At 43.3% G+C, this 12,230-nt stretch carries 13 protein-coding genes; 9 read left to right on the top strand and 4 right to left on the bottom strand.

Annotated features, from left to right (window positions below; all coding sequences use genetic code 11):
- Positions 1-30: 30 nt before the first annotated feature.
- A complete protein-coding gene (locus ACQW03_RS03555; RefSeq protein WP_071640102.1) occupies positions 31-504 on the bottom strand; it encodes a hypothetical protein in 474 nt (157 codons plus the stop codon).
- 218 nt (positions 505-722) lie between these two features.
- Here ACQW03_RS03555 and ACQW03_RS03550 point away from each other — a divergent pair, with 218 nt between their 5' ends.
- Entirely contained in the window at positions 723-1,106 is a 384-nt protein-coding gene (locus ACQW03_RS03550; protein ID WP_071640103.1) for a DUF423 domain-containing protein, read from the top strand.
- Between the two features lie 108 nt (positions 1,107-1,214).
- On the opposite strand, the gene ACQW03_RS03545 is transcribed toward ACQW03_RS03550, so the two are convergent.
- From ACQW03_RS03545 to infC, 3 genes are all read right to left on the bottom strand, one after another.
- Positions 1,215-1,763: a hypothetical protein gene (locus tag ACQW03_RS03545; protein ID WP_071640104.1), complete on the bottom strand. Its 549-nt coding sequence runs from the start codon at positions 1,761-1,763 to the stop codon at positions 1,215-1,217.
- Positions 1,764-2,198: 435 nt separating this feature from the next.
- Positions 2,199-2,969: an ANT(4')-I family aminoglycoside nucleotidyltransferase gene (locus ACQW03_RS03540; protein ID WP_441948279.1), complete on the bottom strand. Its 771-nt coding sequence runs from the start codon at positions 2,967-2,969 to the stop codon at positions 2,199-2,201.
- A gap of 60 nt (positions 2,970-3,029) precedes the next feature.
- Positions 3,030-3,545 (bottom strand): translation initiation factor IF-3, encoded by a 516-nt coding sequence (gene infC / locus ACQW03_RS03535; protein ID WP_071640106.1) that lies wholly within the window; start codon positions 3,543-3,545, stop codon positions 3,030-3,032.
- 168 nt (positions 3,546-3,713) lie between these two features.
- Between infC and ACQW03_RS03530 the strand changes: the two genes are divergently transcribed.
- The 8 genes from ACQW03_RS03530 to ACQW03_RS03495 all read left to right on the top strand — a co-directional run bounded on the left by ACQW03_RS03530 (position 3,714) and on the right by ACQW03_RS03495 (position 11,886).
- Positions 3,714-4,709: an ABC transporter substrate-binding protein gene (locus tag ACQW03_RS03530; protein ID WP_441948276.1), complete on the top strand. Its 996-nt coding sequence runs from the start codon at positions 3,714-3,716 to the stop codon at positions 4,707-4,709.
- Positions 4,706-6,754 (top strand): iron ABC transporter permease, encoded by a 2,049-nt coding sequence (locus ACQW03_RS03525; protein WP_071640108.1) that lies wholly within the window; start codon positions 4,706-4,708, stop codon positions 6,752-6,754. The genes ACQW03_RS03530 and ACQW03_RS03525 overlap by 4 nt, the downstream gene beginning before the upstream one ends.
- 130 nt (positions 6,755-6,884) lie before the next feature.
- On the top strand, positions 6,885-7,196 hold the full coding sequence (locus tag ACQW03_RS03520; RefSeq protein WP_441948273.1) for an ArsR/SmtB family transcription factor: 312 nt from the start codon (positions 6,885-6,887) through the stop codon (positions 7,194-7,196).
- 76 nt (positions 7,197-7,272) lie between these two features.
- On the top strand, positions 7,273-8,448 hold the full coding sequence (locus tag ACQW03_RS03515; RefSeq protein WP_441948271.1) for an MFS transporter: 1,176 nt from the start codon (positions 7,273-7,275) through the stop codon (positions 8,446-8,448).
- A gap of 52 nt (positions 8,449-8,500) precedes the next feature.
- A complete protein-coding gene (locus ACQW03_RS03510; protein ID WP_071640111.1) occupies positions 8,501-9,025 on the top strand; it encodes a hypothetical protein in 525 nt (174 codons plus the stop codon).
- Positions 9,026-9,119: 94 nt separating this feature from the next.
- On the top strand, positions 9,120-9,794 hold the full coding sequence (locus ACQW03_RS03505; protein ID WP_053325064.1) for a VOC family protein: 675 nt from the start codon (positions 9,120-9,122) through the stop codon (positions 9,792-9,794).
- Between the two features lie 81 nt (positions 9,795-9,875).
- Entirely contained in the window at positions 9,876-10,331 is a 456-nt protein-coding gene (locus ACQW03_RS03500) for a GNAT family N-acetyltransferase (RefSeq protein ID WP_076293717.1), read from the top strand.
- Between the two features lie 223 nt (positions 10,332-10,554).
- The gene (locus tag ACQW03_RS03495; protein ID WP_441948268.1) at positions 10,555-11,886 is read left to right on the top strand and encodes a helix-turn-helix domain-containing protein; all 1,332 of its coding nucleotides are present in this window, start codon (positions 10,555-10,557) and stop codon (positions 11,884-11,886) included.
- Positions 11,887-12,230 lie beyond the last annotated feature (344 nt).

Below are 12,230 nucleotides of genomic sequence, written 5' to 3'. Positions count from 1 at the left end.
ATTGAATCCTCTCTGTGTGATGCAGAAAAATTATAAAGATTGCACGGAGGAAGGATAGATATCCGCTGTGCTATTCGGAACGGAAAGACCGATGGCAAGAAGTGCAATAAAGCCCACAATAATAAGTGCATTAATGATTAAGCCTGTAATAGCAAAGGTTTTCTTACGGTTTTTTAACGCAATTCCAATGATACCGACCACAAGTCCGCTACAATTCAGCAACAGGCTGCCTAAAAAAATAAAAGGAAGCAGTACCGTTCCGGTTTGCTGCAGAGCGACTTCCGGGTTCATCGTTTGGTATTGGCCGAAATGAGCCAGCAGATTAATAACCATAATAGCCAGAATAATATATCCGATCAGGCTGACAAGCGACATAATAAAAGAAGCAATTCCAGGACCGGAATGTTTGAGCTTGACCGGAGGCTGGAACACAGGAGCTTCTGAAAAAACAGGGTGCTCCTCAGACGCAGCAGGCTTTTGCAAATTAGGATCTTGGTAACTCATTTTTTCAACTCCTTGAACATAGTCCGAACAGGTACTAATTTTCCACAAAATAAACAAAAAAGCAAGCTACCTTACACATTACCCTTCAAAAGACAGGGTCTAATCATCCAATTCTGTATGCCGTCTGTTCCACACGCTGGCTGGTAAACTTCATACGGTTTCGATAAAATAAGAAGAACATTCGGCTAAAAGGATGAGATGAAAAGGAGTACACAAACATGCAACGAAAATGGATATTTGTGGGATCTATAATGATGATGTTGGCGGTAGCCATTGGAGCGTTCGGGGCACATATTGTGAAAGCCCGGATCGACGCCGATGCTTTGGCCGTGTATGAAACAGGTGTAAAATATCATATGATTCACGCTGTCGGTTTGCTGATCATTGCGTTGGCTGCTGGACAGTGGGGTTCTTCCAACCGTTTAAGATGGGCAGCGCGTCTGTTATTAACGGGTATCATTTTGTTTTCCGGCAGCTTGTATGTGCTAAGTTTGACCGGAATCCGTGTGCTGGGGGCTATCACCCCCTTAGGAGGCGTGTGCTTTATTGCAGGATGGATATTGTTGGCATGGGCTGCCATGGGTCTGAAGAAAGAGGATTAGAGTTCTTTTCGGATAATGCAAAAAAAAGAGAATGGGTAAGAAAGACGTCATGTTTTTCCTGCCCATTCTCTTTTTTTTATGCTTCGTTTTTTTATGAAGTATTTACATTTACGATGTGATTTCATCGATCTCATTCATTTTAAAGGAGTACACTTGCTTCTCATCTACATGATACACACTCAGCAGGCTATTATCATGATCCAGATTGAGGATGCGGCAAGGGATGCTACGCTGTCCGCCATAGCGGTTCACAATTAACCGTACAAGCGTATTATCTTGTATATAGCGTTTGATCCATTCATACGTACTAAGTTCTTGTTGTGTTGCAGGCTTTGGCTGTACGTGGGATTGTTTGATCTCTTGAACGACTGGCGGCTTGTTCGTAACTGCGGCTGACTTCTTTTTGGAGAACTTTTCCGCGAGCGTAGCGGCTGCATCAGATGGGCTATTCACGGCTGACTGTTTTTTTAGGTACAGTGCAGCTTCAATTAAATTGCCAAGTTCGATACCAGATTGAATCCGGCTATCCGCAATGTGTTCGTTTTGGCTCAAGAGATTAAGCAGGAACTGAAGGGCCTCTACATTCGAACGGCCTTTAACTAATACATCTACATTAAATAAATAACTGGTTTCGTCTTGATTTGATTCCTTTTTCATACATCCTCCAGCCCAAGCCATGGGTAATTAGTCTTTTATAGTACCTATCAATATATCATTAAAATGTAATCTATCATAGTGCCTAAGGCCCTGTTGTTGGATATTAACAAAAATAAAATCTATATAAAGATCTATGTGTAAAATTTTAATGGAGTACACTGGAATTGTACATTTTTTGCATGTGTATACGAATGAGGAAAGTATGTGAGCACCAGATATAGATAAGCAAGCCAGAGTTACATATACAGAGAATAAAGGAGGTAGGGGGTGAAATCAAGTAGTTTAAATTTTAAATATATTACAGTGGGAAAATATAACGAAGCAGTATCATCCATCCAGAAGAAAAGTAAAATCCCCCTTTACGAAAGGGGGAGGGGGCATATCAAAAACATGATATATTATAGTAAGCGCAATTAAAGTAAATTTTATTTTCGATCAAAATGGGATTCGTTGTGATCGAATAAGGTAGTCATGTTCGACTGCCCAACTCACAAGACCACTCCAGAAATCTTCACAGGCTGAAATGATCTTCGCTGGTTCAGCTAAATCTCCGGACATCACCAACTTAACTACATCATCAAATCCTTCTGGACGACTCGGCAGTTCCAGGGCCTCCGGTAGAACCATTGAACCCGTTGAGAAAAGCTTCTGATTGTGCAACCCAACTAACATAGCCCCATATTGGGCAAACTGCATTACCAAGTACGGCAAGTAGGTATGAGGGCCATTTACACGGACATTTCTAAGCTTTCCTATAAACTCGTACATTTCACCTACAAGCACTTCGTTGATGGCATGCCTGAAATCTTCCTTTGTTGGGGATTCGGCCGCTTCCTTTAATATAGAAAAAAAGTTTTTAGGATCATACAGACGAAGTGGGGAAAAGAAGGGTCCATGTGTCAACGGCCAATCGCCCTCAACAGTAGAGGCAATTTTAAGAAGAATGTCTGAACTACAGACGTTCACCTCAGCTTTCCAGGGCCCCGCCGACCATTCATGGCTAAATTCTACGGGGCCGTTTGGTTCACTTAGTACACAAAACATTTCAATGTCCGAAAAAGGGCCGTCAGTACCTTTGGCAACAGATCCATAGATCCCTATAGCCAGAATATTGTCTCTGTATACTTCATGTAACCTCGCAGCTATTTCGTGGCAAGTCTGAAGTCTCTCACTTCGAGAAATGTTGACAGGTCCATTCATGTCCATTAGTGATCTCCCTCTGCTTCCTACGGTCTTAGTGATTTGTCCAATTTACGGATTTGCCATTCAGCGAGGGTTCAATTTCACTTGTGAGCCCTTGCCGCCCGTCTGGATTCCAGTATCCTTGACTCCGGCTTCCTTCAGATCGACTAGTAGCCGTTCTAGTACCGCTTTGGCGACAGGTGCTTCTTTTGCACCAGACGCTTTAACGACCAACTGCACCGGTTTGCCGGAACGCAGATGTTTGTCTGCCTGACGCAGCTTCGTGTCGTAATCATGCTCCTCAATATGAGCAGTGAAGCGAAGCTCCTTGACCTTTTCTTTGCCGCTATTTCTTGCGGCTCGACCGACATTCGTTTTGCTTGCTGCGGCTTCTTTTTGCGCAAGCGCTTTTCCTTTGCCCTTTGCGACCAAACTACAGGGTGGTGGACTGCTCATCAGTGAAGTGCAGACCAGGTCCACCCCTTTAGATCGGGCCAAGGCCAAGGCCTCTGACTTGGAGACAACGCCGAGCTTCTCCCCTGCGAGTCCAGTGAGTACCACTTCGTCAGCTTTAATTTGCTCGTTGATTAATACTGCCACGTAAATGTAGCCTCCCTTAAACAATGATAAAGCTATCATATACGGAACCTGTTTGCGATTCAATTTTAGATTTATCCGTATTGACAAAAGTCACTAAGCCCTATAATCTTTTACTGATAATGATTATCATTTTCCAATGTAATATACATATAGGGGTGATTGAGAGAAATGAAAAAGATGTTGAATAGCCTATTATTATTTGTAGTTTTTACTATTGTATTGGCGGGCTGCGGTGCGGCTGGGGATAGCTCGAAGACGGAAGGTACTGCAGGGTCTGAGCAGACATCCACAACGGCTGGTCCGGTTACGGTTAAGGACGACCATGGGGAAGTCAAGTTGGACAAGCCAGCGGAACGGGTCGTTGTACTCGAATGGACGTTTACCGAGGACCTCATTGCACTTGGCGTGCAGCCTGTCGGCAATGCGGACAATGAAAACTACAAGCTGTGGGTAACACCGGAGGCAAAGCTGGCTGATACCGTAACTGATATCGGCACACGGGGCGAACCGAATCTAGAAGCGATTGCAGCGCTCAAGCCGGATCTTATTATCTCTAACGCCGATAACAATGCAGCGATCTATGCACAGCTTAAGGGGATTGCACCAACGATAGAATTCGATCCTTACAAGGGGAACGGCTATGATTACGACCGTATGCTCGAAATTTTCAAGCAAGTCGCTGTGGCTACCGGAAAAACGGAACAGGCTGATAAGGTCCTAAGCGAACTTGACCAGCACTATATAGATGCAAAGGCTACATTGGAGAAGGCAGGCAAAGCAGACTTTCACTATGCGCTGACACAGGCCTTTACAGCTCAAAATGCTGCCAGTCTGCGAATGTTCAAAGAAAATTCGGTTGTAGTGGGAACGCTTGCGAAAATCGGCATGGTGAACGACTGGAAGTCGGACAAGACCGAGAAATACGGGTTTAGCACCGTAGGCATTGAAGCTCTTCCTGCTGTTCAGAATAGTAATTTTATCTATATTACACAAAAGACGGACGATGTATTTGGAGCCGCGATGAAGAACAACTCGGTATGGAACGGACTGAACTTTGTCAAAGAAAAACGGACCTACCCACTGGATGGTACAACATGGACGTTCGGCGGCCCAATCTCATCCAAAGTGCTGGTTGATCAAGTAGTCGGAGCTCTAACGAAATGACCCGAACAGGCACAACGGGTTTATCGAAGACTTGGCGTGTAGGAAGCATCTTTGGGGGCGGATTGATCGTCCTCATCGTGCTTTTTTTTGTAAGCTTGTGTTATGGAGAGGCTTCAATCCCGCTGCATACAGTAATTGAGGCGTTGACCCAGCGTCAGAATACGCTTGATCATAACATGGTGTGGGATCTCCGAATGCCGCGTACGGTCATCGGAATCCTGGCTGGTGGTGCGCTGGCCATCGCTGGTGCTCTGCTCCAGGCCATCACCAAAAATCCGCTGGCGGCTTCTGATACACTAGGAATTAACGCCGGTGCCTACTTTGTGGTCGTCCTTGGCGCAGTGATGTTTCCCGGATTGCTGCACCAGGCGCCGTTTCTATTTGCCGCTGTCGGCGGCCTGCTTGCAGCGGTGCTGGCTTACTTCATGGGCGGGGGACGAGCTGGAAGTCCGATTCGGTTGGCACTTGCCGGCTTGATTGTATCCATGGTTCTCGGTTCGTTTACCGGTGCTTTGCATATCTTTTATTCATTTGAAACGCAAGGACTGTTTCTCTGGGGTTCTGGCTCGCTTGTGCAAAACGACTGGAGCGGGACGACTTACGCCTGGCCCTGGGTCGTAGGACTCTCGATCATTGCCGTTCTGCTGTCACGGCAGTTTGATGTTCTGGATCTGGATGAGTCCACATCCACGTCACTCGGACAAAAGGTTAGCTTGACCCGTGCGGTGGGAATTGTATTGGCTGTCCTGCTGTCGACCATTACAGTCAGCGTCATTGGACCCATTGGTTTTGTGGGTTTGGTAGCTCCGCATTTGGTGCGCTTAAGCGGTCTGAAAATGCATCGCTGGGTGCTGCCTGGTTCTTTCCTGTGGGGGGCATTACTGTTGACCGGCGCTGATGTGCTGGCGAAAATGGTCCACCAATCAAGCATGGATCTGCCGACCGGAGCAATGATGGCCCTGATTGGGGCTCCTTGGTTAATTTGGTTGATTCTGTGGAAGATGAAGCTGCCTTCTGGTATTAGTGGACAGTCTTCAATGAACATAGGTGTGCGCTCTCGGAAATTACCGTATGGCAGGCTCGTTATGTTGCTAGGGTGCGGTGCCGTGCTGTTGACCGTATTCAGCCTGATGTTTGGAGGAATGCGAATTCCGGTCAGCGATTTGTTGTCCGGCCTGTTCGGCGGTGAGAACGCAAATTCGGCCTTGCTGCAGTTTAGAATTCCGCGCACGCTGGTGGCAGCCGGGGCTGGTATCGCGCTTGCGGTCAGCGGTGTCTTGATCCAATTAGCTGTTCGTAATCCCTTAGCGGATGCCTCGATCATTGGTGTTTCTTCAGGGGCTGGTTTCGGCGCGCTTGCAGTGATTATCGTTTGGCCGGGGCTGCCTGTTTATATGCTGCCCATCGCGGCGATTGCCGGAGCGACGGTGTCGGCGGCGGTGATCTTCTTTTTATCATGGAACAAGCACCTAAACCCGTCTGTGGTCATCCTACTTGGGATTGCCGTATCAGCGATCGGAGCAGCTGGCATTCAGATACTGATTATCCAAGGTTCGCTTTGGGGCAGCACAGGCTATATTTGGCTGACCGGTAGTACCTACGCTCGAAACTGGGGGCAGGTGGCGACGATTCTGGCTTTTCTGCTCGTGTTGTTGCCAATAGCCTGGTGGCTAGCTCGCCGCTTCGATCTTTTGGTGTTTGACGATAGCAGCGCCATGGGACTGGGACTTCCGGTGCGCCGCACTCGGCTGCTGGCCATGGCAGTGGGTGTGCTGCTGGCGGGCGGAGCGGTGGCCTGTGTGGGTACAGTTGGCTTCATCGGGCTGATTGCCCCGCATATTGTGCGTACGTTGATTGGGCACCATGTACGCCGCTCCATTGTTCTGTCGAGCATCTTGGGAGCGGTGATGCTGGTGTTGGCTGATACGATTGGCCGGACAGTGCTTGCGCCGACCGAAATTCCTTCCGGATTGCTGATCGCACTGATCGGTGCACCGTATTTCCTGTACTTGATGTATCGCTCCAATAAGAGTAAGTCAGTGTAGTTGAATATGTACACAAACAGGCTGTTTCCCAGCGGATTTTCTGTGGGGAAGCAGCCTTTATTATTAATTCTCCTACGTAGTCATTGGGCTTTATATTTACAAATCTAATAAAATAGATATAATATTTTATATGGAACCGTCATTGATTTATAAAGCATTGTCAAACGAAACTCGTCGTCTAATTATGCTGTGGTTAAAAAAACCAGAAGAGTTTTTTGATGAACAGGCTTATCTAAAGCAAGGGCTTAATTTTCAAATTGGTGTATGTGTGGGAGATATTCAGGCTAAAGCGGGACTTGCGCAGTCTGTGATTTCAAGTTATTTATTAACGATGCAAAAATCCGGTTTGTTAGAGTCTGAGCGTATTGGGAAGTGGACGTATTATCGTCGGAATGAAAAAACAATCCAGGAATTTGCCGAGTACGTTCAAAAGGAACTATAAACTGAAAGGAGGTTTTTTTTCACATAACATATCTACAAATCTATATATATAATTAAATTGGAGGCTTATACTTAAAATGAAAAAGGTTAACCCGTTACTTATTATCATTCTAGCTTTAGGCGTATTCGGCATTATTACAACGGAAATGGGGATTATAGGCGTTCTTCCTCAAGTAACCCAAAAATTCAATGTATCAGCTGCCCAGGCTGGTTGGCTCGTCAGTATTTTTTCTTTAGTTGTTGCCATTTCAGGTCCGTTCTTGACCTTACTCGTTTCCGGCATGAATCGTAAAGTCATTCTATTAACCGCTGTATTCAGTTTTGTCATTTCCAATATAGTGTATGCCTATACCACTCATTTTGAGGTCATGCTCATTTTTCGTGTTCTTCCTGCTATTTTTCATCCTGTCTTTTTTTCGGTCGCTCTCGTGACTGCATCTCATCTTGTCCCCCCTGAAAAGAGTAGTAAAGCGGTCACCAAGGTTTTCGCTGGAATTACAGTAGGATTTGCGTTTGGCGTGCCTTTGACTTCCTATCTTGCTGAAAAGATATCGTTAGAAGCTGCTTTCTTATTTGGTGCTGTCGTAAGCATGATTGCATTTGTAGGAATACTCGTATGGCTTCCTTCCCTGCCAGTTCAGGAAAAGATGTCTTATGGCAAACAGCTTGGTATATTACGTAAACCTCAATTGTGGTTCAACATTGTGACTGTTATTTTTATCTTTGCAGCTATGTTTTCGGTGTATAGCTACTTTGCTGAATATCTTGGAGAAGTAACTCTTATGAACGGGTCATGGATCAGTATGATGTTGATGGTCTTTGGAATCATCATGATTTTTGGAAACTTTTTATTTGGGGGATTATTACATAAAAATCTGACTAAGACCGTCATCATGTTCCCATTGCTATATATGGTCATTTACGTATTCACTTATGCTCTGGGGACTTCTTTCCTACCGATGATTGTGGTTGTGCTCATTTGGGGGGCCGTGCATTCTGGGGGGCTTATTATTAGTCAAACATGGTTAACCACTGAAGCGAAAGAAGCTCCAGAGTTTGGTAACAGCCTGTTTGTCTCATTTTCTAATCTAGGTATTACGATGGGAGCTGCTATAGGCGGCTGGTTTATCTCTCACTTGGGAATACACCAGCTCATCTGGAGCGGAATGATGTTTGCACTTCTAGCGTTTTTATCTATGATTATAAAAATAAAATTGTTCAATTCGAATGCAACGGAAGCCAGCGTGCGTTAAAATATGGATAGACATTAGAAGAGTACTCTACATTATGTATTGGGAGGAATAGATGAATATTCGAATGTATCATGATCTGGAGGCTCAATTGGAAGAGGAAATTTGGGCTCTTGGTGAGGAAGCAGCTCATATACTCCCATTAGATAGCAACTTGGCTGAGGAAAAAGCACAGAGGGCCTGGGATCTAATACCCGAGCCTAAGCATACATGGGGCATTACAGGTGTAACCCTACATCAATACGTTCAAATTCTCAATTATAACGGGCATACTCAGCGATCAGTAGAGCTTTTAAATGGGGAGATTATAGATTTGGAAGGTTCAGGGTACCGGATTATACATGCTGAACCTTATATCCAGATGGCGGAAACACTTCTTCATCAGAGCAAGCCTGTATTAGCTCATGAATATCTCAAGAAGGCATACTCGATTGGGAGTGCAAGAGCATTTCGGGACCAGCCCAAGCTTTATCTCAAAATGGCGAAAAGTAAAGCTCTGGATGAACAGGATATACTACTTCAATTTGCGGCGTTAGATGTGAATGCCAAACTTCTAAGCGATTTAAAGGATAATCAATAACCAATGAAATGGCCTCATACAGTCTGAGATAAAATGTTGATCTGGATACGACGGAAAATGGGTTTCAATATTATTTATGGGGAGGACCAATGCATTGAAATTAAAAGAAGTGCTTTTAGGCACCCACAGTTTCGAAGCGATAAAAGCTTTTTACGGCTCTCTCTTGGATTTGCAGGTTGTGGAGGAAAACCCTTCGCGGTTGTCTTTTCAAGTAGGGGAATCGGTTCTTGCTTTTCAGGAATCTTCTCACATGGAAAATGAATTTTATCATATTGCGGTTACGATTCCAACGAATAAATTCATAGAAGCAAAACAGTGGATAATCGACCGTGGGATTTCATTGATTTCAAGACCCCAAGAAGATGAGTTTTTTTTCGAAAACTGGAATGCAACAGCGCTTTACTTCTATGATCCGGATCATAACCTTGTCGAGTTCATCGCTCACCATACACTCAACAACGCAGTCACTGAAGCTTTCGGGCCCCACTCTCTACTTCGTATAAGCGAGATCGGCCTTCCTGTCGATGATGTCTCCGAAGTATCTAGGATAATCACCGAAACGTTCCAACTTGATTCATGGGGAGGGGCTGGACAGAAATTCGCGCCGCTAGGGGATGTAGAAGGATCATTTATAGTCATAGACAAGCAACGGCCTTGGTTTCCTGATGATAGGCTTCCGGCCGTATTTAACACCAGAGTCTTGTTTGAAGCTCCATGCTCTGCCAGTCTTTCGCTTCACAATGGTTTGTATGAATTGAGATCAAACTGATTTAGGACTTCCCCGGATTTCTGGAATAAAGCTTACACAAGGGGGAAATCCGGGGGCCATAATATATTCAGGAGAGAATATATGAATATTAGACTACTTCATTTAAATGAAAAATATCCAATAGAGCTCTTGTTACTAGCTGATCCATCGCACCAACTTGTTGAGGAATATTTAAAAAGAGGGCAGTGTTTTGTAGCAGAGATTGACCATCATATTGTTGGAGTCTATGTTCTTTTACCTACAAGACCTGAAACAGTTGAGTTAGTGAATATAGCAGTATCAGAAGATATGCATGGTAAAGGAATAGGCAGACAATTAGTGACACATGCAATTGAAACAGCTAGGGCACAAGGTCATAAAACGATGGAAATTGGTACAGGAAACTCTAGCATTGGGCAGTTAGCTCTCTACCAAAAATGTGGGTTCAGAATTGTTGGTGTAGATCTAGATTTCTTTGTCAGACACAACTATCTAGAAGAAATTTATGAGAATGGCATACAGTGTAGAGATATGATTCGTATGTCTCAGGATTTATAGAGCTTGATTTGTTTGTAAACCATCCAAAAAGGGATCTTAAGTAAGGTTCTGAAAGGTATATGATATTGTTCCAAAAGATGGTACAATGAATTGCGGAAAGGCTATACAATCAATGGATTGCAATAGTCCTCTTTTTAATGAGTTGATATCCTAACAAGTTCCTGATAAGGGGTGGTTACTTTTGTACAACACAACCACGATACTCACAGAGATAACAAAACATATGAAAGATAAAGATTTAATCCTTAGTGATCTTGCCAGAGAGGCAGAGATGAATCCGGGCACCATGAGCAGTATTATTAATGGGAACCGCACACTTTCAGTGGATCAGCTAGACCGAATTACAAAAGCAATGGGGCATCCCGTCGGCTATTACTACGAACGGTATGTGTCTGAGTATTTAACAGAGGCTAATCCGAATTGGCGTCGAATGAGTCCTTTTATACATAATTGTGCGAAATTGAACAAACTGGACTGCATTCATGATGTGGTCAATCTATTAATGGATAAGTTGGGCTATTCAGAATCCTTATTTGAGCTTGCTGAAGAATTATTTCATGAAAAGAAGTACCAAGCGGCAGCCATACTCTATGAAAATGTAGCTGTAAGTGAGAAAAAACAATACTCAGAGCGCCTCGCTATGTGTCAGTACCGCTTGTTCCATACGAGGCAAGGAGACAATCAAGAGAAAAACTATGAAGCGGCAGTTCAATTTGAAATATATGTTGACCGACTAGATGAGATAGATCAGTTAGAAGCGTTAAAAGATTTGGCGAATACATACCGTTCGTTACGTAAATGGGACAAAGTAGAACTGTTCGCTAAAGCTTTGGGAGACAAAGCTAAAATTCAATACAAACTGGAACAACAGCGGAATCATATGAAAAAAGAAAATTCAAAGAAACCAAGTTTTCCTCTGTTTGCTTATTGGGCATTCTCACATTTACTTCGTGCAGAAGTTTGTGAGGCTCATAAAGATTATGAGAAGGCACTTCAGCATACGTACAAATATGGTGACTTAAGTTGGGTGAAAGATTCAGATGAAACTACTTTGAAGTGGAAAAGGCAATATGAAGAATGGTCTAAAGCCAATACTTATGTAAATAAACTTCATGCTGGTGAAATTGGTGTTTTGGCTGATTATGTAACATTTTTTTCTTCAAGGAAAGAAGAGTTACTTTCCGGATTAGATAACATACTTGAAGCTGCTAATCGATATCATTTAAATGTTGATAATATACTAAATCAATTTCAAACAGAAATTTTAGTTTTGCTGGATAAACCTGAGTGTGTAGGTACGTACAACCAACAATTAGTTATAGAACGTTATGTTCATTTCACACATGAATTAGCGGTTTACTACTTTAACAAAAATAATTTTGTGGATGGATTTACTTTTTTGTTAAATTGTTTGGGAAAATCTACATTAATCAATAATAAGTCGTATATAATTAAGTGTGTAAAGCTATATGAGTTCTATCAGGAATGTGCAGCATCTGAGACGAAGACAGCATATAGAAATTTAATTAATGAGGTGGATAATGATGAAACGTAAAGTAATTCTATCTTTTTTAGTTACCAGTTTTATACTAGTAGTAGTAGCGGTTCCCCTTCTTCAGCACCAAGACAAAGGGTCTACTTATGAGCCTACAGGGCAACATGGAGGAATGTGAGAAATAAAATGTCGCAAGTTCATGATTACAGTAGAGCATAGAAAATCAACTATTATCAAGTAGTTAGGTGGGATTATCCGTCTAGCTCTTTTTATATGACTTATTTTAATATTATTTTACTATACATGAATAAACCCTAAATATTTTATGGCTCCACGGATGTCCACAGTACTGCAATTGCTGCATAAAAACATCTGGATAAATAAAGCTTTCATAGCTGTTTTCA

Source organism: Paenibacillus sp. DRB1-1, from assembly GCF_052119485.1.
GTDB classification, from domain to species: Bacteria; Bacillota; Bacilli; order Paenibacillales; family Paenibacillaceae; genus Paenibacillus; species Paenibacillus polymyxa_B.
Note: the sequence above shows the minus strand (reverse complement) of the source record. Positions and strands in the feature narration are given on the sequence as shown.